Origin of the sequence: Mycobacterium sp. NPDC049093, from assembly GCF_040704635.1 — a bacterium.
Classification (GTDB): Bacteria; Actinomycetota; Actinomycetes; order Mycobacteriales; family Mycobacteriaceae; genus Mycobacterium.
Genome location: NZ_JBEZJS010000001.1, coordinates 1104082 through 1127017, shown reverse-complemented (window position 1 = coordinate 1127017; position 22936 = coordinate 1104082). Strand labels below are relative to the sequence as shown.

The window sequence follows — 22936 nt, the reverse complement described above, 5'->3', positions numbered from 1 at the left end:
TGGGCGGCGCGGAACCGGGCGATCGACGTGTGATCGGGGGCGTCCTGGGCGCACAGCACCCGGAAAGCCACGTGGTCGCTGCAGAGCTGTTCGATACGCCGCGAGGAGCGTTGCCCACTGGCGTAGGCATAGATCAGCAACGCCAGCAGCATGTCCGGGTCATAGGCCCGCCGACCTGCCCGACCCAGCTTGCGGTTGGTATGAAACGCGGTCGTATCCAGCTGCTCGACGACCTCGATCACAAACCAGACCAGATGATCTTCGGGCAACCAGTCGACCATGTTCGGCGGCAACAGAAACTCCTGATCCCGGGCCACCGGGCGATATCCACGAGCCATACCCGAGTGTCTCGAGAACAGACCGCCTAGTCACGCACCCGGGCAGGCGATTCTGCAACAGCCACATAGTGGCTGCGATCCGCCGCGCTGATGATCACAGGCCGGTCTACCCGCTCTTGCGACGGAATTCCCGCCGGTTCTCGACCGGGCCATGTGCCCGCGATTTGTCACGCCCGCCGTCCTTGTGCGCAGCGCCGCCAGACGACTGCGCCTTCTTGCGCTCCAGGGCCTCCCGGAATTTGCGCTTGTTGTCGTCTTCCGGAGTGTCGTCAGCCATATGCGGCAGCGTAGCCTGCGAACACCGCCATAGTCATCAGGTTTGATTGCCGCCTCCGGCGGCGCCATTAGCGTCGGCCCGGCGGCATCCCGTACACGTGCGTGATCGGCAGGGTCAGCAACACGCGGCGATCGTCGACCATGGCGCGCCGGTAATCGTCCCAGTCCGGATGCTCTCCGGCAATGTTGCGGTACAAGGCAATCAGCCCCTCGACCGTATCGTCGTCGGGCGACGCTGCGGGCGGGGTGAGAATCGCATCCCCCTCGGCAACCGCATACGCCCAACCATCGTCGGAGCTGACATGAATGGATGCCCGGGGATCCCGCCGCAGGTTGCGGGTCTTGGCCCGCGGCTCGGTGATGGACACCTGGATCTGCACTGCCCGCGGGTCGAAGTAGTAGGAGACATTCGACAGTTGCGGACGACCGTCCTGCTTGATCGTCGCGAGAACTCCCATCGAGTTGCCGCCGATCAAGGCCAAAAGCTTGTCGTCGAAAACCTGGCGCCCCATGTGACGAGCGTACGTCTTTACCATCGGTTCGATGAGTGTGATTGACGGCAACACCCTCGACGGCGTCTCGGCGACGTCGCTGTGGACCCTGGGCAACCGCGGTCTCGAGGCCAGACGTTCCGACGGCGTGATCCGTGACCCGTGGGCCGTGGCCCTGCGTGACTCGATCGACTACGACTACCGCAAGTTCGGCAGGCCCACCCAGGCCCATGCGCTGCGGGCCCGCACCTTCGACGTCGAGACCCGCGACTACCTCTCGACGCATCCCAAGGCCGCGGTGGTGGCATTGGCCGAGGGTCTGCAGACCAGCTTCTGGCGACTCGACCAGGCCGGGGTGGCCGACGAATTGACCTGGTATTCAGTCGATCTACCGCCGGTGATCGCGATCCGGGACAAACTATTGCCTCATGACGACCGCATCGTCGCCCTGGCCCAGTCGGCACTCGACCGCAGTTGGATGGACCACGTCGACGCAGGAGACGGTGTGTTCATCACCGCCGAGGGCCTCCTGATGTACCTGGAACCCGACGACGTGCGCAGCCTGATCGCCGACTGCGCGGCACGGTTCCCCGGCGGGCGGATGGTCTTCGACTCGATCCCCCACTGGGTGAGCCGGCGCACCATCAAGGGTCTGCACCTGTCCGACCGCTACATCGCGCCGCCGATGCCGTTCGCGCTGACCGCCGAAGAGGGCCTGGCCATGGCCGGGACGGGACCGGGAGCCATCGCCGGGGTGAGATCAGCCCGGGACGTGCCCATGCAGGCCGGGCGCGGCCTGTTCAAGCTGGCCGCCGAGCCGTGGCTGGACCGGATCGGCGCGATCCACCGCATCAGGCCGTCCATCACGGCATTGGACTTCTGACCCGAAGGATCGAGAAAGAGACGACTGTGCTGATTCCAGGACTGCATCGCCGGCGGTATCGGCGGGCGCTGATCGCGCTCACCGCTTTGCTCGTCGTCGGTGTCACGCCGTCCTGCGCGACCGAGGCGAAAACGGAAAAGAGGTCCGCTGCGGTCGCGGTGGTTCCCGAGGCCCTCACTTTGCACGACGTGACTGTCACCCGCGTCCACTACCGGTCCGACGCCGGCCCCACCGACCGGTACCCCGACCAGAACTGGGCCGATCTCTACCTGCCCGCCGGTAGGCATGCGTTCAATTCGGTCCCGCTGGTGGTGCTCATCCACGGCGGCGGCTGGCAGAGCACGATGGGCGCGGGGGTGTTCCAGGGACTGGCCCGAGAGCTCAGCAGCCGCGGCATGGCCGTCTACAACATCGAGTACCGCAGGATGGGGTCGGGCGGTGGGTGGCCGACCACATTCGACGACGTGGCCGGCGCCATGGACTATGTCGCCGAGGTGGCCCTGCAGTATCCGCAGCTGGCCATCGACGACGCGCTCGTCGTGGGGCACAGTGCGGGAGCCCAGTTGGCGGTATGGGCCAGCACCCGCCAGGACCTGCGCGGTGACGAGGTCGGATCCCGGCCGCGGTTCCGGCCGACCAGGGTCATCTCTCTGGCCGGTCCGCTCGACATGGTCTACGCCGCCGACCACGGCGACAAACGCATCGTCGCGGTGCTCGGCGGCCGCCCGGCACAGGTGCCGCAGCGGTACGCCTCGGTCGACCCGATCCAGAACCTCGACCCGAGCGTGCCCGTGATCGCGGTGCACGGAACTCTCGACACTGTTGTGGCACCGGCCAATTCGCAGCGCTACGTCGCAGCGCTCAAGAAGCGCGGCGGTCGGGCCAGCGTCGAATTGCTCCCGGGTGAGAATCACACGTCGATCGTGTCGACGCACTCCCCCAGCTTCCGGCGGGTGCTCCACCTCATCACCGCCACCTCGAAGGCCGAATTGGACCAGCTGCCGGTGAAGTGACTGATTAGGCTGGAGCGGTGACCCGCTACATTGCGTTCCTGCGCGGCATCAACGTGGGAGGGGTGAATCTCAAGATGGCCGACGTGGCGAAAGCCATGGAGGCGGCCGGATTCACCGAGGTCAAGACGATTCTGGCAAGCGGAAATGTCTTGCTGGACAGCACTTCCAAGGCCCCGAAGGTCCGCACCACGGCTGAGAAGGCATTGCGCGACGCTTTCGGCTACGAGGCCTGGGTGTTGGTGTACGACATCCCCACGCTGCAGGAGATCTCCGCCGGTTATCCGTTCGAGCGGGAAGTCCCCGACCACCACTCCTATGTCACGTTCGTGAGTGACGACGCCCTGCTCGACGAGCTCGCGGCGCTGCCCCCGGGGGACGACCAAAAGGTGGAGCGGGGCGACGGGGTGCTCTATTGGCAGGTGCCACGAGCCGCGACACTCGGCAGCACGATCGGCAAGACCATGGGCAAGAAGCGCTACAAATCCTGCACCACCACCAGAAATCTGCGGACCCTGGAAAAGGTGCTGCGCTGAGGCGTCACCCGCGCGCTCTTCGCATCCACCCCAATCCTGCGCTCGTGCCGGCGGCGGGCCGGTACTCACAGCCCACCCAACCCTCGTAACCGGTCTCGTCGATGACGGCGAGCAGGTAGTCGATCGCCAGTTCTCCGCTGTCCGGTTCGTGCCGATCGGGGACTCCGGCGATCTGCAGGTGCCCGACGCGACCGGTCGGAATGTCCGACCGCAGCCGGACCGTCACGTCGCCCTCGGTGATCTGGCAGTGGTACAGGTCCAGTTGCACCTTGAGGTTCGGCGCCCCGATATCGCACACGATGCGGTGCGCGTCGTCCTGCCTGCTCAACAGATAGCCGGGCATGTCGCGCTGGTTGATCGGTTCGATCATTACGTCGACGCCACGGCCTGCGGCCTGATCGGCGGCCCAGGTGAGGTTGTCGCGGTACAGCGCCAGCCGCTCCTCGCGCTCGGCACCGGTTGGGACCAGGCCGGCCATCACGTGCACCCGTGGGCAATTCAGCGCCTCGGCATAGCCCAGTGCGCGGACGAATCCATCCCGGAACTCGGCCTCGCGGCCGGGCAGGGAGGCGGTGCCGCGTTCCCCGGCCCCGAAATCGCCGGGAGGAGCGTTGAACAACGCCTGCTCCAGTCCGCAGGCATCGAGACGGCCGCGCAGCTGCTCGGCCGGGTACTCGTACGGGAAGAGGAACTCGACCGCGGTGAACCCGTCGGCCGCCGCGGCGGCGAATCGGTCGAGGAAGGCGTGTTCGGGGTACATCATGGAGAGATTGGCCGCGAAGCGTGGCACGGCGGACTCCTTCCAGCTGAACCGAATCACCGGTCGAGGTCATCTTTGCGCGTGCGGTCGACGGGGTTGGCACCGGCCGCCGGAACGCGGGTACATTCGCGCCATGACGGGTGGCTCAGAGAAGGTCAGCGGCAGCGCGCTCACCGGTGTCTCCGAGACGGCACTGCTGACCTTGCAGGTGCGCGCGCACGAGGCGCGCCGCCCGGACGGTCTGATCGACGATCCGGTGGCGGTGCAACTGGTCGACTCGATCGATTTCGATTTCGCCAAGTTCGGCTATACCCGCCGCCAGGACATGGCCCTGCGCTCACTGTTGTTCGACCGGATCACCGGCGACTATCTTCGCGAGCATCCGAAGGCCACCGTGGTGGCGTTGGCCGAGGGGCTGCAGACCAGCTTCTACCGCCTGGACGCCGCCGGCCTGGGGCATGACTTCCGCTGGTTGTCAGTCGATTTGGAGCCGATGATCGAGCTCCGCAACAAGCTGCTACCCAAGCCCGACCGGGTCACGCAGTGCGCCCAGTCGGCACTGGACTTCAGCTGGATGGACCACGTCGACACCGATCACGGCGTGTTCATCACCGCCGAGGGCCTGCTGATGTATCTACAGCCAGAGCAGTCCATGTCACTGATCCGTGCCTGCGCGCAACGCTTTCCGGGCGGGCAGATGATGTTCGACCTGCCTCCGGCGTTCTTCGCGTTTCTCACCCGCAAGGGGATGCCGACCTCGATGCGCTATCGGGTGCCACCCATGCCGTTCAGCCTGTCGCCGGACGAGCTCGCCGATCTGGTCAACACCGTCCCCGGGGTGCGGACGGTACGCGATCTGCCGATGCCGCCGGGACGCGGCAGGATCTTCAACCTCCTGCTGCAGACCTATCACCTGCCGCTGTTCGACCCCGTCCGCCCGGTGATGGGACTACTGGAGTTCGGCTAGGCCCGCCGAACTAGACGGCCACCAAGGACTTTTCGAACCTCAGGTGAGGATCCTCGACGGGCCCGTTGCGCAACGTCTCGGCATCCACCGTGTAGTTCATGGTCATCTGCCACGGTCCGTCGACGCCCTGGCGGGGGATCTCGTCGATGGCACGCTGCACGTATCCGGCCCCGAAGTCCAGGAGCGGGCGGGTCTGACCACCGGCGAACTCCGGTTGGACGACGTCGAAACCGTTGTCGTCCATGTGCTTCAACAACCGGCAGAAGTGCTCGCAGAGCAACCCGACCTTGAGTGTCCATGACGAGTTGGTGTAGCCGAAGGCGAAGGCGAAGTTCGGCACGCCCGAGAGCATGATGCCCTTGTAGGCGACCGTGTCGGAAAGATTCGCCGCCTGACCATCTACGGTCAGCGACATCCCGCCGAACAGCTGGATGTTGAGACCCGTTGCGGTGACGATGATGTCGGCGTCGAGCTCGCGACCGGACTCCAGCAGGATTCCGTTCTCGGTGAACGTCGCGATGCGGTCGGTGACCACCGAGGCGCTGCCGTTGCTGATGGCCTTGAACAGGTCGCCGTCTGGCACGGCGCACAGCCGCTGGTCCCACGGGTTGTAGTGGGGCGCGAAGTGCTCGTCGACGGGGTACCCCTTGGGCAGCTTGGCGGCATTGACCTTCTGGATCAGCCACCGGGCCGCGGTCGGGTACTTCTGGCACAGCACGTAGACGGAGCGTTGCTTGATGATGTTCTTGCGCCGGGCCGCGGCATACCCGAGGCGGTCGCCCAGCAGCCGCCTGGCGGTGTTGGCGAAGGCGTCCTTGGCCGGGACGGGAAGCACGTAGGTGGGTGAGCGCTGCAGCATCGTGACGTGCCCGGCGGTCGGCGCCATCGACGGCACCAGCGTCACCGCGGTGGCACCGCTGCCGATCACGACGACCTTCTTGCCGGCGTAGTCGAGGTCCTCGGGCCAGTGCTGCGGATGCACGATGCGTCCGGTGAACCGGTCCTGACCTTCGAAGTTCGGGGTGTAACCCTGGTCGTAGCGGTAGTACCCGCCGCCGCAGAACAACCAGTTCGCCGAGATCTGCACGAGTTCGGGATCCGCGCAGTCACTGCCGGTCCGCTCGATGTCGACGGTCCAGGACGCCGTCGCGGAGTCCCAGGCCGCGCCGAGCACCTTGTGGTGGAACCGGATGTGGCGGTCGATGCCGTTCTCCGACACCGTCTCGCGCAGGTAGGCCAGGATCTTGTCGGCGGTCGCGATGGCGTGCTCGTCGCGCCACGGTTTGAATTCGTACCCGAAGGTGTGCAGGTCGGAGTCCGACCGAATGCCCGGGTAACGGAACAGGTCCCACGTGCCGCCGGTGGCGCCGCGGGCCTCCAGGATCGTGTAGCTGCGGCCCGGGTGTTCACGCTGCAGGTAGTAGGCGGCACCGATGCCGGAGATTCCGGCGCCGATGATCAGTACGTCGACGTGTTCGGTGTGGTTCATGTCTCAATGGTTGCGGTCGGCCGACTGTCACCCAAGGTCGGAAATACCAAATCTCAGCCATCTGATGGTGCACTTTGCACCATCGAACTAGGCTGGAGGGATGGCGTGGAAGCCACCGTCACCGCGGGTGCAGGACCTGATCCGGCAATGCGCACAGATTGTGCTCAACCCCCGCCAGGAATGGCTCGAAGAATTCGATGCCGCAGTCCTGGCCGCCAGCCCGGCAATCGCGTCCGACCCCGAGCTCGCCGGAGCGGTCGTCCGCAGTAACCACGCCAACCTGTTCTTCTGGGGCACGGCGAATGTGCGCGACCCGGGTGCTCCGGTGCCGCCGAATACCGGTCCGGAGCCGCTCAGCATCGCGCGGGAACTGGTGCGCCGCGGCGTCAGCGAGTTCCCGCTCGATGCGTACCGGGTCGGTGAGGGGGTGGCCTGGCGCCGGCTCATGGAGATCGCCTTCGAGCTCACGTCCGACCCTGGCGAGCTACACGAGATGCTCGACGTGTGCTCCCAGTCCATCAGTGCGTTCGTCGACGCCACGCTGGCCGGGATCGCCGCCGAGATCGACCTGGAACGCGACGACCTGACCCGCGGCACCCACGCCGAGCGGCGCGAGACCGTCGCGCTCCTGCTGGAGGGCGCCCCGATCCCCCGGCAGCGCGCCGAGGCCCGTCTGGGTCACGCGCTCACCGGAACGCACACCGCAGCGGTGATCTGGAGCGAGGACCCGGCGAGCGACCTGTCCGGATTGGACCGGGCCGCCGAGGCATTCGGCCAGGACTGCGGCGATCCTCGGCCGTTGAGCGTGCTGGCCAGCACCGCCACCCGGTGGGTGTGGGCCGCAGGTGGCGCCGACATCCAGCACGACTTCCAGGCACTGACGAGCGCCGCCGCAGAGTTGGCCGGCATCCGGATCGCCATCGGCCCGCCGGCCGACGGTCTGGATGGGTTCCGGCGCAGCCACTTCGATGCGATCACCACGCAACAGATGATGGCCCGGCTGCACTCCACACAGCAGATCGCAAGGTTCGCCGACGTCGAACTCGTCGCACTGGCCACCGCCGACCCCGACCGTGCCGCCGAGTTCGTCAGCCGCAATCTCGGCGATCTCGAGACCGCCGACCCTGAATTACTGGAAACGGTAAGGGTATTCGTCAACGAACAGTGCAACGCCTCACGCGCCGCGGCACGGCTGTACCTCCACCGCAACACGCTGCTGCGACGACTGGTCCGCGCCGACGATCTCCTGCCCCGCCCGCTTGCCGAAAACAGTGTCGCGGTAGCCGTCGCCCTGGATATGCGCCGCTGGCACGGCAACCGGACCGGCTGACCCAGCCCGGTCAGTCGAAAGCGCTGTCCAGATAACGCAGGGCGTCGGCCTTGCCGATCCCCAGCGCATGGGCGGTCTCGGCGAACGAATGCGCGGCAGCGGCCATCGCGGCATCGGCCGGATCGGCCCGTGCCACGAAAGTGCCGTACCGACCCCGGGTCTCCAACACCCCCGCCGATTCCAACTCGCGATAGGCCCTGGCCACGGTGTTCACCGCAAGCCCGACCTTCCCGGCCAGCTCACGCACCGTCGGCAACCGGGTACCCGGCGACAGGCGCCCCTGCCGAATCCCCTCGATAATCTGGATCCGGAGTTGATCGAACAACGGTTTTTCCGCGCTCGAATCAATCAGAACCCATTCCCCCAACTCGACCACATCCTCAAGTATCACCCAAACCGACTACGTTGGTGATGTGCAAGTGACTGTCCTCAGTGGTGCCGGAATCTCGGCGGAGAGCGGTGTACCTACGTTCCGCGACGTCGAGACGGGCCTGTGGGCAAAGGTGGACCCCTACGAGATCTCCAGCATCGAAGGCTGGCAGCGGCACCCGGAGAAAGTCTGGGCCTGGTATCTGTGGCGGCACTACATGATGTCCCACGTGCAGCCCAACGACGGACATCGGGCCGTGGCCGCCTGGCAGGACTTCGCCGACGTCCACGTCATCACCCAGAACGTCGACAACCTGCACGAGCGCGCCGGCAGTACGAACGTCTACCATCTGCACGGCAATTTGTTCGAGTTCCGTTGCGATGCATGTGGTTCGAAGTTCGAGGGCAACCTGCCCGAGATGCCGGAGCCGGTCGAGACGATCGAACCTCCGGTCTGCCCGTGCGGCGGCCTGATCCGGCCGAGCGTGGTGTGGTTCGGCGAGCCGCTGCCCGACGATGCCTGGCAACGGTCGGTACTTGCGGTCAGCAACGCCGATGTGGTGATCGTGGTGGGCACCAGTTCGATCGTCTATCCGGCGGCGGGCCTCGCCGAAGCCGCCGTCGCCGCAGGCACCGTGGTGGTCGAGGTCAATCCGGAACGCACCCCGCTGTCGGACAGCGCGACACTCTCGCTGCGCGAGACCGCGGCCGGTTCCCTGCCGAACCTGCTGCAGCGGTTACCCACGCTCCTCGGTAGTCGCGACGTCGGCTAGGCCGGCCTGACCGCCCGCCCGATCGCGAACTCCGTCACCGGCAGCGGCACCCAGGCCGGCATCGCCATCTCACGGTGCGCCGTCTCAACCTGGAATCCACTGTCCGCAATCGCCCGCTCGGTGTCCCGATGGGTGTGGCAATTGCCGAACAACCTCGGCCACACGGTGGCATCGGCCACGCGCTGCATCCCGGCCCGCCAGCCGCGACCGGCGACATGCTCAAGGTACCGCAGTTCGCCGCCCGGCCGGACAATCGAAAACAACTGGCGCAGCACCGTATCGGGCTGATCGATCGAGCACAGCACCAACGAGCAGACCACGGCGTCGAACGGTTCGGCGCTGCCGAACTTCTCGGCAGTGTCGCTGGTGACGGTCACCCGTACCGGCGCGTCGGCCGCCGCGGTCCGGGCCACCTCCGCGAGGTGACGTTCGGGCTCGATGGCGACCACCTCGGTCACCGTCGACGGATAGAAGGCGAAGTTTGTCCCGGTGCCCGCACCGATCTCCAGGACGCGGCCGCTGAGCCCGGCGAGGTTCTCGGCGCGCAGCCGCCGCAGCGCCTTCGGCTCCGAACTCGACAGCGTCTTCCACACTCGGGCGAAGAACGGATTGTCGACGGTCTTGTCAGTCACGGCTTCTACCCTTCTTCGGCGCCTTCGTCGGCGTGTTCACTGGCCAAGCCCTGCAACCGCGCGATTGCCTCGGCAGGTGCGAGGTCGGTTCCGATGATCCCCGAGACGATCTGACCGGTCGACACCGCACGCAGCACGCGGTCGGTGAACGCCTCGACATCTCCCCAGGGCAGATACGGCTTGGAGATCAGGATCGCGGCAACCCCGTGCGCCGCGGTCCACAGTTCCAACGCCAGCATCGTGGCGTCGCCGGGCGGATACACGCCCTCGGCGATCAGCGTCTCCATGGCAGCGCGCATGTGTTGGAACGCAGAGCTGTTGAGCGCGACGTCGACGTCACTGCCGGGCCTGCCCTCACCCATGGTCGCCAGCCGGTACAACTCGGGTGTGCGTCGGGCGAAGTTCACGTAGGCGTGTCCCTGCGCACGCAGCACCTCGATGGTCGAGGTGTGATCGGAGGCGGCGCGCTGCATCTCCTCGTCGAGTTTCTCGAAATACCGCGAGCACACCGCATCCAGCAGCGTGTCCTTGTCCTCGAAGTGCAGGTAGATCGACGGCGGTGTGACCCCGACCCGCTGAGCCACCGATCTGATCGAGACCGCCTTGGCATGACCGGTTTCCAGCAGCAGTTCGGTTGTGGCGTCGAGGATCTCATCGCGCAGCAGCTCCCCGGAGCCACGAGGGGCGCGGCGCCGCTTGCGCGATTGAATGACCACGCTAACCAGCGTCCTTCACGCAGGCATCGGCCGGCTCACGCTTGTCCCGGTCCGTGGGAGCATCACCGGCTCCGATGGGGTCTCGCTCATCCGGACCTGACTCACTGATCCCGATTCGCTTGTGCAGTCGGGCCAACGGTGCGGGCGCCCACCAGTTCCACTGCCCCATCAGGTGCATGAAGGCCGGCACCAACAACATGCGCACCAACGTGGCGTCGACGAGCACCGCGATGGTCAGGCCGAGGCCGAACATCCGCATGAAGGCGACCTGAGCGGCGATCAGCGCTGCGAACGAGATCGACATCAGCAGTGCCGCGGCTGTCACCACCCGACCGGTACGGGCCAGGCCGAGCGCGACGCTCTCGTCGTTATCCTCGCGGGTCTGGCCGGATTCGAGCCAGTATTCGCGGATCCGCGAGACCAGGAACACCTCGTAGTCCATCGACAACCCGAATGCGATGCAGAACAACAACACCGGCAGGTTGGCCACCAAGGTGCCCGTCGATGTGGTGCCGAGCGCGCCCAGGTGCCCGTCCTGGAAGATCCACACCAGCGCACCGAACGCCGCCGACAGCGACAACACGTTGAGCACCAACGCTTTCAGCGGGAGCACCACGCTGCCGGTGAGCAGGAACAGCAACACGAATGTGATCGCGGCGATGATGCCGAGGACCAGCGGCAACCGGGAGGTGATCGCATGCGAGCTGTCTCGGTTGACCTGCGCGAGCCCGGTGAACTGCACCTCGGCCGGCGCAGGCACGGCGTGCAATGCGTCGAGCTGGGCCTCAGAGGCGTCGCTGAACAGCGGGACATGGCTGCCGACGGTGAGATACGCACTGCCGTCGGCCATTCCGGTTCCTGACGTCGGCGGTCCGACCCGGCGCCCGTCGACGAAGGTGCCCCCTGGCGCGGACACGGAAACCCCGTCGGCGGCGCGGGACAGATCGCCGGCATAGCGGTCGAGCTCGGTGGGCGTCAGGCGAGTCACGTCGGGCAACACCACGGTGACGGCGGTGGACGAGTCGACGGCGAAGTCGTTGCGCAGTTCGTCGCCGACTTGACGGGACGACGCCGACGACGGCAGCACCCGGTCGTCGGGGAATCCCCATTTGATGCCGAGGAACGGGGCGCCCAGCATGAGCAGCAGCGCGATCACGGCGAATCCGACGAGGACCGACCGGCGCATCACGCGCTTGGTCATGCGGTACCAGAACGTCTGCTCCACGGACTTACGCACGGGCTCGGGCCGGCCCAGGACGCGGCGGATGAACCGGCGTACGTCGTAGGCGTCCAATCGGTCGCCCAGCAGCGCGATGGCGGCCGGCGCCACCACGATGGCCGCGAATGCCGCGAGCGCCACCACCGCGATGCCCGCGTACGCGAAAGACTTGAGGAAGTACATCGGGAACAGCACCATCGCCACCATCGACAACGCCACCGTCATCGCCGAGAACAGCACCGTGCGCCCGGCCGTCACCATCGTGCGCACCAACGCCCGGTCCGGGTCGACGCCCTCGGCGAGTTCGTCGCGGTAGCGGCTGACGATCAGCAGGGTGTAGTCGATGGCCAACGCCAGGCCCATGGCGACGGTGAGGTTGAGCGCGAAGATCGAGACGTCGGTGACCATGGTGAATCCGCGCAGCACCGCCAGCGATCCCAGGATGGCGAAGCCGCCGACTGCCAGCGGCAATGCCGCGGCGAGCAATCCACCGAACACCCACACCAGGACCAGGAAGCTCAACGGGATCGCGATGGATTCCATCATCAGGAGGTCTTTTTCGCTCTGCCCGTTGATCTGGACATAGATCATCGCCTCGCCGCCGGCGCGCACGGTCACGCCGTCGCGGTCGTGCACGAGTCGATCGGTGAGCTCCTTGGCGTGTTTCTGTGCGCCGCTCTCCCCGCCGGTGATGCCGGCCAGGATCAGCCCGGTCTTGCCGTCCCTGCTGATCAGCGTGGCCGCCGCGGGTGCGGGCACAGTCCACGCCGAGCTGACCTCGGTCACGAATGGCGATGCTTTGAGCTGGGCGGCGATGTCGGCGCCTGCGGCTCGTGCGGCCGGGCTCTGGGCGCCGGCGTTGTCGTCGGTGACGCTGATGACCAACTGCATGTCGCCGCGGGCGAACTTGTCCGACAGCAGCTGCGTGGCCCGTGCCGATTCCGACGTCGGGTCCTGGAATCCGCCGGCTGACAGGCTCTTGGCGACCGGGATGCCGAAGATGCCCGCGGCGACCATCGCCAGTGCGGCCACGATGAGAACCCGCCGCGGCGCGGCGAGGGCCAGATGGGCGATTCGGTGCAGCACTGAGTGTCCTTCCCCCGATGAATACCGCCGTTAAGTTAACAACGGTAAGTTTCCAGCGTCAACGTGGGTCTCGCTCTACACACGGCGACCGGCCCGAAAGGGTTCAACTCCCACGTACGCGATGAATTCGGTGGCTTCCGTGCGTCTAATAGGGCATGACGATCACCAGCGACCCCGGAACCACGACTACCGACATGACCGACACCGGATTGCTCATCCTGCGCATCGCCACCGGCGCGACCATGCTGCAGGCCGGTCTGATCAAGGCATTCGACTTCGGCACTGCCGTCGAATTCATGGAATCCACCGGTTGGCGGCTACCCGCATTCGGCGCGTTCATGGTCACGGCGGCCGAAACCCTCGGCGGCATCGGCCTGCTGCTGGGCATCCTCACCCCGTTGGCCGCCTGCGCGGTGATCGGTGCGATGGTCGACGCCTGGGCCGTGAACGTCTCGGCCGACGCCTTCTGGTCCCAGCCGTTCAACGTCCCGTTCCTGGCCGCATTCGCCGCCGTAGCGCTGCTGTTCACCGGTGCCGGCGCGTTCTCGGTCGATCACCGGGTATTCGGCCGCTCCCGGGTGTCGGCCCGGGCGTCCGTGGGTCTCGTGGTGATCGGCGTCGTCGCCGCCGTGGTGACCTGGATCGCGCTGAACCCGAGCAATCCGATCCACTTCACCAAGCCGGGCGCCTGAGACCCAGCCAGCTCGTCGATTTCCACGCAAGGGCCGCGCCCAGCGTGCTCAAGCGACCCGGCGGTAGAAATCGGCGCAGCCGCCACGCACCACGCCCCGCATCGGGGCTACTCGCCAGAAACCTACCCAAAAGTAGGATTGCCACCATTTTCCGAACCGTGACTCAAAGATTCCTTAATGGTGACCCATACGCTCAGTGTCATGTGGATCGACGACACCAGTGCCGATGTCATCAAGGTTGACTTCGAGGCTCTCTACCACGGCGATGTCCTGGTCGAGGGGGAAACCTCCGAGCAGTTTGACGACTACCAAGAACTGCCCACCGCAGTATGAGAAAACGCGCGCCGCGAGGCGCGCGTTTCCCATCTTGAGTTTGCCGTAACTTGCCCCTTCAAGGGCCACAGTCCTCGCTCAGGCGAGGACTGCTTCTTTCTCCGGCTCGGCTTCGTCCGCGCCGATCATGTTCGCCAGGCGCCCACTGATCAGCTCCTCGGCCTCCGACACCATCCGCGAGACGAGTTCGCCGCAGGTGGGGATGTCGTTGATCAGGCCCATCGAGGTTCCGACCGACCAGATGCCCGCGTCAAGATCACCGATCTCATAGACCTTCACGCCGCGTTTGCCGGCCACCAGATCCTTGACGTCCTCGAACTGACCGCCGTCCTTGAGGATCTGCACCACCTCACGCGAGACCGCGTTGCTCGCGACGCGGGCGGTGTTGCCCAGGCTGCGGAAGATCAGCTCGGTGTCGAGCTCGGTGCCCGCCACGATCGCTTCCTTGACCTTCTGATGGATCGCCGACTCCGCGGTGCACATGAACCGCGAACCCATGTTGACGCCGTCGGCACCCAGCGCCAGCGCGGCCACCAGGCCACGCGCATCGGCGAAACCGCCCGAGGCGATCATCGGGATGTCGATCTTGGCCGACGCGGCCGGGATGAGCACCAAGCCCGGGATGTCGTCCTCACCGGGGTGACCGGCGCACTCGAACCCGTCGATGCTGATGCCGTCCACACCCAGGCTCTGCGCCTTGACCGCGTGGCGCACCGAGGTGCACTTGTGCAGCACCTTGATCCCGTTGGCGTGGAACATCGGCAGATGCGGCGCCGGGTTGGAGCCCGCGGTCTCCACGATCTTGATGCCGGAGTCGACGATCACCTGGCGGTACTCGTCGTATGGCGGCGGGTTGATCGTCGGCAGGATCGTCAGGTTCACACCGAACGGCTTGTCGGTGAGCTCACGACACCGCTCGATCTCCTTGGCCAGATCCGCCGGGGTCGGCTGCGTGAGCGCGGTGATGAAACCCAACGCACCCGCATTGGCCACGGCCGCAACGAGTTCGGCACGGCCGACCCACTGCATGCCACCCTGCACGATGGGGTGCTCGACCCCGAACGTCTCGGTGAACTTCGTCTTCAATGCCATATCAGTCCTTAATTACCTGGGGGCCATACGGATAGCGCCGTCGAGGCGGATCACCTCGCCGTTGAGCATCGGGTTCTCGATGATGTGCACGGCCAGGGCGCCGTACTCGTCGGGATCGCCCAGCCGGGCCGGGTGCGGCACCTGCTGGCCCAGCGACTTCTGCGCCTCTTCCGGCAGCGAGCCCAGCAGCGGGGTCTTGAACAGCCCCGGCGCGATGGTGCACACCCGGATCAGCTCACGCGAGAGGTCACGCGCGATGGGCAGGGTCATGCCGACCACGCCGCCCTTGGACGCCGAGTAGGCGGCCTGCCCGATCTGGCCGTCGAACGCCGCGACCGAGGCGGTGTTGATGATGACGCCGCGCTCCTCGTTCTTGAGCGGCTCGGTCTTGGCGATGCGCTCAGCACTGAGCCGGATCACGTTGAACGTGCCGATCAGGTTGACCTCGACCACCTTGCGGAAGCCGTCGAGCGGGAACGCACCGTTCTTGCTCAGGGTCTTGATCGCGTTGCCGATGCCGGCGCAGTTGACGTTGATCCGCACCGGGCCAAGCGATTCCGCGACGTCGAGCGCCTCGGTCACGCCCGCCTCGTCGGTGACGTCGGTGGCGACGAACTTGGCCCGATCACCCAGTTCGGCCACGACCTCTTCACCCTTGAGGTCGATCACGACCACCTGGGCACCCGCATCCAGCAGGCGCTTGGTGGTGGCCAAACCCAGGCCGGAGGCACCGCCGGTGACGACGGCTACCGCGTCCTTGATCTCCATGTACCGCATTCCTTTCCGGCCGGCGTCCCCGCCGACCCCTGGTCGAACCAAACAGTGGTGGAACTAAACCCAGTCCCGCAGAACGGCTTCCGTGTCAGCCCCGCGCGGGCCCGGCGGCGTCGGCACCGCAGGGACGCTGCGGGAGAACCGTGGCGCCGGCATCGGCTGCAGATTGCCGCCTTCGTCGAAGAACGTGTTGCGCTCGGCGATGTGCGGTTCGGTGAGCACCTCGGCGAAGGACAGCACCGGAGCCGCACACGCGTCGGTACCGGCGAACACCTCGGCCCAGTGGTCCCGGTCGTGCGCGGCGAATGCCTTGGTGAACGCCTCGCGCAGCTCGGGCCAGCGCGCCATGTCGTTCTGATCCGGAAGATCGGCGTCATCCAGCCCCAGACCCTTGAGCAGCTCGGCGTAGAACTGCGGCTCGATCGCCCCGATCGACATGTAGCGGCCGTCGGAGGTCTCATAGGTGTCGTAGTACGGGGCACCGGTGTCGAGCATGTTGGTGCCGCGCTCGTCAGACCAGAGACCCTGGCTACGGAAGCTCCACATCATCTGCATCAGCACGCTGGACCCGTCGATCATCGCGGCATCGATCACCTGGCCCTTGCCCGAGGTCTGCCGCTCGAACAGGGCCGAAAGGATGCCGACGAGCAGGAACATCGACCCGCCACCGAAATCACCGGCGAGGTTCAGCGGCGGCACAGGACGCTCCCCCTTGCGCCCGACCGCGTGCAGCAGGCCGTTGAGCGAGATGTAGTTGATGTCGTGGCCGGCCTGCAGGGCCCGCGGGCCTTCCTGGCCCCAGCCCGTCATCCGGGCGTAGATCAGCCGTTCGTTGACCTTGGCGCAGTCGTCGGGCCCCAGCCCCAGACGCTCGGTGACACCGGGGCGGAAACCCTCGATCAGTACGTCGGCCTTCTCGACGAGCTTGAGCACCAGCGCGCGGCCCTCGTCGCTCTTCATGTCCGCCGCCACCGACCGGCGGTTACGCAGCATGGTGTCGCCGCTGGGCGTACCGGTGCCCTTGCCCGGCCGTTCGATGCGCACCACGTCGGCACCCAGATCGCCGAGGATCATTGCCGCGTGCGGGCCGGGGCCGATGCCCGCCAGCTCAACAACGCGCAAACCTTGCAGTGGTCCAGCCATGCTCTTTCGCCCCTTCGCGTGTGGGTCTCGGTTGACCGGTGACATAGCTTACTTGTATAACCTTCTCGAGCCGGTATGGCATAGCCGCCCCCGCCCGGAGCGGGCCACAGGCCCGCCAGACCTAAGGTGCATAGATGACCGTGACCCGCGAGTACCCCGACGTCAAAGACGTGACCGTATCCCTCGAGGGCGGTGTGCTGTCGGTGACGCTGAACCGGCCCGACAGCCTCAATTCGCTGACGCAGGACATGCTCGTGGCGATCGCCGACGCCATGGATCTGGCCGCCACCGACTCCGAGGTGCGCGTGGTACGCCTCGGCGGCGCGGGCCGCGGATTCAGCTCCGGCGCCGGCATCAGCGAGGACGATCAGAACGCCAAGAGCCACGACGCCGAAGGCGTGCTGGACGCCGCCAACCGCGCCGTCGCATCGATCGTGGCGCTGCCCAAGCCCGTCGTTGCCGCGGTGCAGGGCCCCGCTGCCGGCGTCGGGGTATCGCTGGCACTGGCATGCGACGTCGTGCTGGCCTCGGAGTCGGCCTTCTTCCTGCTCGCTTTCACCAAGATCGGGTTGATGCCCGACGGCGGTGCCTCTGCTCTGGTCGCCGCGAACATCGGCCGCATCCGGGCCATGCGGCTGGCGCTGCTGGCCGACCGCCTCACCGCCGCCGACGCCTTCGACTGGGGCCTGATCAGTGCCGTGTACCCGGCCGACGAGTTCGACGCCGCGGTGGACAAGATCATCGCCAAGCTGCGCTCCGGCCCGGCGGTCGCGCTGCGCGAGACCAAGCAGGCCGTCAACGCGGCGACGCTCACCGAGCTCGAGGGCGCCTTCGCCCGCGAGCGCAAGGGCCAGCTCCAGCTGCTGGTGTCCGACGATTTCCGCGAGGGCACCAAGGCGTTCCAGCAGAACCGGCGCCCGGAGTTCACCCAGCAGTAAGCTCCGCGCGCCCAAAAATCGTTGGACGCAACCCACTCCGGGTAGGCACCATCGGATGTTGTGAGCATGCAGCACGACATCCAGACACCGGTTGATCAGACCGGCGGCTGGCGTGTGCTCGCACCCTTCCGCATCCGCGAATACCGGTTGCTGATCGCCGCGGTCACGTTGTCGATCTTCGCCGAGGGCATGTGGTCGGTGGTGATGGCGTTGCAGGTCATCGCGATCGACAACAATCCGACCTCACTGTCGCTGGTGGCCACCTGCATGGGTGTCGGCCTGGTTGGCTTCGTTCTCGTCGGCGGGATCACCGCCGACCGGATCAACCAGCGCGCGATCATCATCGCGGTGGAGACCGTCAACCTGGTGACGGTGACGACCGTCGCGGCGCTGGGCCTGCTCGACCTGCTCAAGATCTGGCATCTGGCCGTCGCCGCAGGCATTCTCGGTATCGCCGCGGCATTCTTCTTCCCGGCCTACAGCGCACTGCTGCCCCGCATCCTGCCGCCCGAACAACTGTTGGCGGCCAACGGCGTAGAGGGCGTGGTGCGCCCTGTCTTCCAGCGTTCCGTCGGGCCCGCGGTGGCAGGCATGGTGATCGCCGCGACCTTCCCGTCCCTGGGCGCGGTCGTGGTGGCGGTGTTGTTCGGCGCGGGCCTGGTCCTGCTGGTCGCCACCCGTCCCACCGTGACTTCGGTTGCGGCACAGGACGGTGGTGAGCGCCCGCACGTATTACGTGATCTGCGTGACGGTTTCGCGTTCATGGTGCGAACACCATGGCTGCTGGCGACGCTGCTGTTCGCGAGCATGTTCGTGCTCGTCGTCCTCGGGCCGATCGAGGTGTTGCTGCCGTTCATCGCCCAGGACCGGTTCGCCGACGGCGCCAGGGCGTACGGATTCATCCTGGCGTTCTTCGGATTCGGCAGCGCACTGGGGGCGTTGACGGTGTCCTCACGCCGGATGCCGCGGCGCTACCTGACCACGATGATGCTGATGTGGGGCCTGGGCTCGGTGCCGCTGGTGGTCGTCGGCGTCACTTCGTCATTCCCGTTGATGGCGTTGGCCACGTTCTGTATCGGCGTCACCGACGGGGCGGGCATGGTGATCTGGGGAACGCTGCTACAGCGACGGGTGCCGACGGAGATGTTGGGCCGGGTGTCGAGCCTGGACTTCTTCGTGTCACTGGCGTTCATGCCGCTGTCGTTCGCGATCGTCGGCCCGCTGTCGAAGGTGGTCTCGATGGAGTCCATCTTCCTGGTGGCCGGGCTGCTGCCCGCCGTGCTGGCCGTGGTGGCCGTGACCGCGGCGCGGATGCCACGCGACGAGCTGGCGCACCCGCTGCGCTAGGTGGCTACTCCGCGTCTTTGTGCAGTCCGGTCAGGTGCGTGTAGGCCGCCGCGTTGAGCTGGTTGTGGCCGACCTCGTCATCGCTGAGCTCGCGGCGCACCTTGGCGGGCACACCGGCCACCAGTGAGCGCGGCGGCACCACCATGCCCTGTGGCACCACCGCACCGGCCGCGACCAGCGAACCGGCGCCGATCACTGCACCATTGAGCACCACCGCACCCATCCCGACCAGGCTGTCCTGCTCGACAGTGCAGCCATGCAACACCACGTTGTGCCCGACGGTGACGCCGGTGGCGACCAGGCACGGGAACCCGGGGTCAACGTGGACGGTCACCCCGTCCTGGATGTTGCTGCCCTCGCCGATCTCGATGGGCTCGACCTCGGCGCGCAGTGTGGCGCCGTACCAGACGCTGGCACCGGCGGCCAGCGAAACCTGGCCGATCACACTGGCATTGGGGGCAACCCAGGCTTCCGGGTCGATCTGCGGGGTATGACCAGCGACGGAGACGATCAGCGGCTCAGGCATGCCGGTCATGGTAGACAGCCGACCGGCCGGCTCACGCGCCCTGGTACACCTTGCGGTAGCTCGACGGGGATATTCCGAGCCCGCGGCGCAGGTGGTGACGCAGATTGCCCGACGTACCCAGACCTGACCGCCTGGCCACCTCGTCCACCGACAGGTCCCCCGATTCCAGCAGTTCGCGCGCCAGGTCCAGCCTGCGACTGCGAACCCAGGTGGCGGGAGCCTGCCCGGTCTCCTCGCGGAACCTCCGATTGAACGTGCGGGCACTCATGTGGGCATGCCCAGCCAGTCGCGTCACGGTGAGTTCCTCGTCGAGGTGCTGCAGCGCCCACTCGCGGGTGGCGGCGGTCGAGGCATGGTCGTCGACCGTGAGCCCGTGATCGATGAACTGCGCCTGCCCGCCCTCCCGCCACGGCGGCACCACGCAGTAGCGGGCCACCATGTTGGCCACCTGCGCGCCGTGATCGGAGCGAATGATGTGCAGGCACAAATCGATTCCCGCGGCCAGACCGGCGGAGGTGAGCACGTCGCCGTCGTCGACGAACAGTACGTCCTCGTCGAGGCGGACCTCGGGGTACAGCCGGCGCATGTCCGCGGCGAAGCGCCAGTGGGTGGTAGCGGGTCTGCCGTCCAGCAGGCCGGCGGCGGCCAGTACGAAAGCTCCGGTGCAGATCGAAACCAGCCGGGTGCCGGGGCGGATCCGCGAGAGGGCTTCCCTCACCTCGGCGCCCAACGCACCGTCGACGCGTGCCGGCGCGTACCTGGTGCCGGGGATCACGACGGTGTCGGCCGATTCCAGCGCCTCGGCTGCCGCGCCGGGCACCATGGCAAACCCGGTCGTCGACGGCACCGGGTCAGTGGTGAGCCCGCACGTCACCACCTCGTAGACCGGATTGCCATCGCTGTCGACGGCGTTGGAGAACAACGTCGGCGCGATGGCCGCGTCGAACCCGACCACCGGCGCCAGCAGGAGGACGGCAACACGGTGCACAACGCCAATTGTGGCACGTTTTTGATGATTGCTGTCGTTTATGCCACTGGTCGCGGCGGCCGTCCTCGGCAACAGTGATCGGGTGACTCGAAACCTCCACTGGGCCTGGGTGGTCGCCGCCGTGAGCTTCGTGGCCATCCTCGGCGCAGCCGGGTTCCGATCCATCCCGGGCGTGATGATGAACCCGCTGCACCACGAATTCGGTTGGTCGCACGGCACCGTCGGCCTGGCGATGTCGGTCAACATGATGTTGTACGGGCTCACCGCGCCGTTCGCCGCGGCACTCATGGACCGCTTCGGGGTCCGCCCGGTGCTGACGGTGTCGCTGCTGCTGATCGCGACGGGTTCGGCAGTCAGCACGTTGATGACCGCGAGCTGGCAGCTGGTGCTGCTGTGGGGCGTGCTCGTCGGCATCGGCACCGGGTCGATCTCGATGGGGTTCGTGGCGACCATCGCGACCCGTTGGTTCGAACAGCGCCGCGGGCTGGTCACCGGTGTGCTCACCGCGGCCAGCGCGACGGGACAACTGGTCTTCCTGCCGATCGTCGCAGCCGTCACCACCCAATACGGTTGGCGCTGGGCTTCTTTGATCGTCGCGGCGGCCTCGCTGGCCGTCGTCCCGCTCGTCGCGGTATTCATGCGCAACCGCCCCGCCGACGTCGGTTTGGCTCCCTACGGAGCCACTGAGCCAGTCCCGGGCGGGTCGGCTCCGACCGGAGGATTTGCGGCCGCTTTCGACGGCCTGCGCCTCGGCGCACGGACCCGCGTGTTCTGGCTGCTGGCCGCGAGCTTCGCGATCTGCGGCATGACCACCAACGGTCTGATCGGCACCCACTTCATTCCGGCCGCCAACGACCACGGCATGCCCACCACGGTCGCCGCAGGCCTGCTCGCCACCATCGGCATCCTCGACGTCGCGGGCACCGTGTTCTCCGGCTGGCTCACCGACCGGGTCGACCCCCGACTGCTGCTGCTCGTCTACTACGCGGGACGTGGCCTGTCACTGATGCTGCTGCCGTCCCTGCTGTCCCCCCACGCCGAACCGAGCACGTGGGTGTTCGTCATCTTCTACGGACTGGACTGGGTGGCCACCGTGCCGCCGACCATCGTGCTGTGCCGGGACTACTTCGGAGATCGTTCGCCGGTGGTGTTCGGTTGGGTGTTCGCCTCGCACCAGGTCGGCGCGGCCATCGCCGCCGCGGGTGCGGGATGGCTGCGGGATCTGAACGGCAATTACGACCTGGCCTTCCAGCTGGCCGCCGGACTCTGTTTCGTCGCCGCGGCACTTTGTCTCAGCATCCGAAAAGCGCAGGTCACCAACCCCGACCTGGTCACAATTGGCACTTCGGCTTTGCCGTAACCGCTTCGTAACCCTTACCATCCGATGCGGCGCCGCGGGGAACGCTGAGGCTGTCATGCTCGTGGTCGCTCGCCATAGTCGCGCGGAGAACCGCGTAACGCGTCACCGACAGCCGACGAATACCAGGCTAGGCATGAGCGGGAGGAAAACCCACCAAATGAAGACTCGCACCAAGACACTGGGCGTTGCTGCGGCCGTCGCCGCGATCACGGCGTCGCTGCCGCTGGCAGCCACCGCCTACGCCGACCCGGCGCCGACGACCACCACTGCCCCGGTCGTCGAAATCCCCGACCCGCAGGGCTCTGGCTGCGACAACTTCAAGAAGGCGATGCCGGACTGGAAGAGCTTCGCGGATCTGCCGACCGGCAAGGTGCTGGCCAGCATCCCGGACATCAGCACGTTCAACGCCGCGATCTCCGGCGGCCTGAACCCTGACGTCAACATCGTGCCGGTGCTCGACAACGGTCCGTACGTGATCTTCGCGCCGACCAATGACGCATTCGCCGCCATGGAGCCCGGCAAGCTCGATGCCCTCAAGGCCGATCCGGCCGCGCTGACCAGCCTGGACTACTACCACGCGTTCCTGGGCCTGCTCGGCCCCGATGACGTCAAGGGCCAGCGGCCCACCCAGCAGGGCGCTGAGGTCAAGGTGACCGGCAAGGGCGGTGACATCAAGGTCAACGACACCGCCAAGTTGGTCTGCGGTCCTATCCAGTCGGCCAACGCCCGGATCTACCTGATCGACACCGTGCTCGATCCCAACAGCCCGCCGGAGGCCATCGTGCCGACGGGCTCCAGCACCACGACCACGACGAAGGCCCCGGAGACCCCGGCCGCTGACGCCCCGATCGGCTGATTTCTTTTCTCA

General features: G+C 66.8%; 26 protein-coding genes. 12 read left to right on the top strand and 14 right to left on the bottom strand.

Features of this window, described 5'->3' with window-relative positions:
• From AB0876_RS05600 to AB0876_RS05590, 3 genes are all read right to left on the bottom strand, one after another.
• A partial coding sequence (locus AB0876_RS05600; protein ID WP_526041439.1) for a transposase occupies positions 1 to 338 on the bottom strand: 338 nt, incomplete at its 3' end.
• 106 nt (positions 339 to 444) lie between these two features.
• On the bottom strand, positions 445 to 615 hold the full coding sequence (locus AB0876_RS05595; RefSeq protein ID WP_110777269.1) for a DUF5302 domain-containing protein: 171 nt from the start codon (positions 613 to 615) through the stop codon (positions 445 to 447).
• A 67-nt stretch (positions 616 to 682) separates the two neighbouring features.
• A complete protein-coding gene (locus tag AB0876_RS05590; RefSeq protein ID WP_003882224.1) occupies positions 683 to 1126 on the bottom strand; it encodes a PPOX class F420-dependent oxidoreductase in 444 nt (147 codons plus the stop codon).
• A gap of 31 nt (positions 1127 to 1157) precedes the next feature.
• Between AB0876_RS05590 and AB0876_RS05585 the strand changes: the two genes are divergently transcribed.
• From AB0876_RS05585 to AB0876_RS05575, 3 genes are read left to right on the top strand one after another with little or no spacing between them, the layout of a single operon-like run.
• Positions 1158 to 1988, top strand: a complete 831-nt coding sequence (locus AB0876_RS05585) for a class I SAM-dependent methyltransferase (RefSeq protein WP_491842507.1) — start codon at positions 1158 to 1160, stop codon at positions 1986 to 1988.
• A gap of 26 nt (positions 1989 to 2014) precedes the next feature.
• A complete protein-coding gene (locus AB0876_RS05580; protein WP_526041438.1) occupies positions 2015 to 3001 on the top strand; it encodes an alpha/beta hydrolase family protein in 987 nt (328 codons plus the stop codon).
• A 17-nt stretch (positions 3002 to 3018) separates the two neighbouring features.
• On the top strand, positions 3019 to 3534 hold the full coding sequence (locus AB0876_RS05575; protein WP_526041437.1) for a DUF1697 domain-containing protein: 516 nt from the start codon (positions 3019 to 3021) through the stop codon (positions 3532 to 3534).
• 4 nt (positions 3535 to 3538) lie between these two features.
• Here AB0876_RS05575 and otnI read toward each other — a convergent pair whose 3' ends face one another.
• Entirely contained in the window at positions 3539 to 4324 is a 786-nt protein-coding gene (gene otnI / locus AB0876_RS05570; protein ID WP_526041436.1) for a 2-oxo-tetronate isomerase, read from the bottom strand.
• A gap of 103 nt (positions 4325 to 4427) precedes the next feature.
• Between otnI and AB0876_RS05565 the strand changes: the two genes are divergently transcribed.
• A complete protein-coding gene (locus tag AB0876_RS05565; RefSeq protein WP_491842503.1) occupies positions 4428 to 5261 on the top strand; it encodes a class I SAM-dependent methyltransferase in 834 nt (277 codons plus the stop codon).
• A gap of 10 nt (positions 5262 to 5271) precedes the next feature.
• Here AB0876_RS05565 and AB0876_RS05560 read toward each other — a convergent pair whose 3' ends face one another.
• Entirely contained in the window at positions 5272 to 6750 is a 1479-nt protein-coding gene (locus tag AB0876_RS05560) for a flavin-containing monooxygenase (protein WP_491842502.1), read from the bottom strand.
• Positions 6751 to 6850: 100 nt separating this feature from the next.
• Between AB0876_RS05560 and AB0876_RS05555 the strand changes: the two genes are divergently transcribed.
• Positions 6851 to 8080, top strand: a complete 1230-nt coding sequence (locus AB0876_RS05555; protein WP_526041435.1) for an Rv1453 family transcriptional regulator — start codon at positions 6851 to 6853, stop codon at positions 8078 to 8080.
• Positions 8081 to 8090: 10 nt separating this feature from the next.
• Here AB0876_RS05555 and AB0876_RS05550 read toward each other — a convergent pair whose 3' ends face one another.
• Positions 8091 to 8456, bottom strand: coding sequence for an Rv1152 family transcriptional regulator (locus AB0876_RS05550; protein WP_526041434.1), 366 nt, complete (start codon positions 8454 to 8456; stop codon positions 8091 to 8093).
• Positions 8457 to 8493: 37 nt separating this feature from the next.
• On the opposite strand from AB0876_RS05550, the gene AB0876_RS05545 reads away from it, so the two are divergent.
• A complete protein-coding gene (locus AB0876_RS05545; protein WP_491842499.1) occupies positions 8494 to 9222 on the top strand; it encodes an NAD-dependent deacylase in 729 nt (242 codons plus the stop codon).
• Here AB0876_RS05545 and AB0876_RS05540 read toward each other — a convergent pair.
• The 3 genes from AB0876_RS05540 to AB0876_RS05530 are packed head-to-tail and all read right to left on the bottom strand — an operon-like array spanning position 9219 to position 12875.
• The gene (locus AB0876_RS05540; protein ID WP_526041433.1) at positions 9219 to 9854 is read right to left on the bottom strand and encodes a class I SAM-dependent methyltransferase; all 636 of its coding nucleotides are present in this window, start codon (positions 9852 to 9854) and stop codon (positions 9219 to 9221) included. The genes AB0876_RS05545 and AB0876_RS05540 overlap by 4 nt on opposite strands.
• A 5-nt stretch (positions 9855 to 9859) precedes the next feature.
• Positions 9860 to 10579 (bottom strand): TetR/AcrR family transcriptional regulator, encoded by a 720-nt coding sequence (locus tag AB0876_RS05535; RefSeq protein ID WP_526041478.1) that lies wholly within the window; start codon positions 10577 to 10579, stop codon positions 9860 to 9862.
• Positions 10572 to 12875 (bottom strand): MMPL family transporter, encoded by a 2304-nt coding sequence (locus tag AB0876_RS05530; RefSeq protein ID WP_526041432.1) that lies wholly within the window; start codon positions 12873 to 12875, stop codon positions 10572 to 10574. The genes AB0876_RS05535 and AB0876_RS05530 overlap by 8 nt, the downstream gene beginning before the upstream one ends.
• 155 nt (positions 12876 to 13030) lie before the next feature.
• Between AB0876_RS05530 and AB0876_RS05525 the strand changes: the two genes are divergently transcribed.
• Both AB0876_RS05525 and AB0876_RS05520 read left to right on the top strand, forming a co-directional pair.
• Positions 13031 to 13567: a DoxX family protein gene (locus AB0876_RS05525; protein WP_491842496.1), complete on the top strand. Its 537-nt coding sequence runs from the start codon at positions 13031 to 13033 to the stop codon at positions 13565 to 13567.
• Between the two features lie 201 nt (positions 13568 to 13768).
• The gene (locus AB0876_RS05520) at positions 13769 to 13900 is read left to right on the top strand and encodes a hypothetical protein (protein ID WP_155915856.1); all 132 of its coding nucleotides are present in this window, start codon (positions 13769 to 13771) and stop codon (positions 13898 to 13900) included.
• Positions 13901 to 13978: 78 nt separating this feature from the next.
• Here AB0876_RS05520 and AB0876_RS05515 read toward each other — a convergent pair whose 3' ends face one another.
• The 3 genes from AB0876_RS05515 to AB0876_RS05505 all read right to left on the bottom strand — a co-directional run bounded on the left by AB0876_RS05515 (position 13979) and on the right by AB0876_RS05505 (position 16909).
• On the bottom strand, positions 13979 to 14992 hold the full coding sequence (locus tag AB0876_RS05515; protein ID WP_526041431.1) for an NAD(P)H-dependent flavin oxidoreductase: 1014 nt from the start codon (positions 14990 to 14992) through the stop codon (positions 13979 to 13981).
• 12 nt (positions 14993 to 15004) lie between these two features.
• On the bottom strand, positions 15005 to 15760 hold the full coding sequence (locus tag AB0876_RS05510; RefSeq protein ID WP_039323835.1) for a 3-hydroxyacyl-CoA dehydrogenase: 756 nt from the start codon (positions 15758 to 15760) through the stop codon (positions 15005 to 15007).
• Between the two features lie 63 nt (positions 15761 to 15823).
• Positions 15824 to 16909, bottom strand: coding sequence for a CaiB/BaiF CoA transferase family protein (locus AB0876_RS05505; RefSeq protein WP_491842493.1), 1086 nt, complete (start codon positions 16907 to 16909; stop codon positions 15824 to 15826).
• A gap of 134 nt (positions 16910 to 17043) precedes the next feature.
• Here AB0876_RS05505 and AB0876_RS05500 point away from each other — a divergent pair, with 134 nt between their 5' ends.
• A complete protein-coding gene (locus tag AB0876_RS05500; RefSeq protein WP_491842492.1) occupies positions 17044 to 17847 on the top strand; it encodes an enoyl-CoA hydratase in 804 nt (267 codons plus the stop codon).
• A 66-nt stretch (positions 17848 to 17913) separates the two neighbouring features.
• Entirely contained in the window at positions 17914 to 19194 is a 1281-nt protein-coding gene (gene tet(V) / locus AB0876_RS05495) for a tetracycline efflux MFS transporter Tet(V) (RefSeq protein WP_491842508.1), read from the top strand.
• A gap of 4 nt (positions 19195 to 19198) precedes the next feature.
• On the opposite strand, the gene AB0876_RS05490 is transcribed toward tet(V), so the two are convergent.
• Positions 19199 to 19720, bottom strand: a complete 522-nt coding sequence (locus AB0876_RS05490; RefSeq protein ID WP_491842491.1) for a gamma carbonic anhydrase family protein — start codon at positions 19718 to 19720, stop codon at positions 19199 to 19201.
• A gap of 31 nt (positions 19721 to 19751) precedes the next feature.
• Complete coding sequence (locus AB0876_RS05485) at positions 19752 to 20708, bottom strand: GlxA family transcriptional regulator (protein WP_526041430.1); 957 nt, start codon at positions 20706 to 20708, stop codon at positions 19752 to 19754.
• Between the two features lie 40 nt (positions 20709 to 20748).
• Here AB0876_RS05485 and AB0876_RS05480 point away from each other — a divergent pair, with 40 nt between their 5' ends.
• Both AB0876_RS05480 and AB0876_RS05475 read left to right on the top strand, forming a co-directional pair.
• Positions 20749 to 22068 carry an MFS transporter gene (locus tag AB0876_RS05480; RefSeq protein ID WP_491842489.1) on the top strand — a complete coding sequence of 440 codons (1320 nt, stop codon included), beginning with the start codon at positions 20749 to 20751 and terminating at the stop codon, positions 22066 to 22068.
• Between the two features lie 157 nt (positions 22069 to 22225).
• Entirely contained in the window at positions 22226 to 22924 is a 699-nt protein-coding gene (locus tag AB0876_RS05475; protein ID WP_491842488.1) for a fasciclin domain-containing protein, read from the top strand.
• Positions 22925 to 22936: the final 12 nt, after the last annotated feature.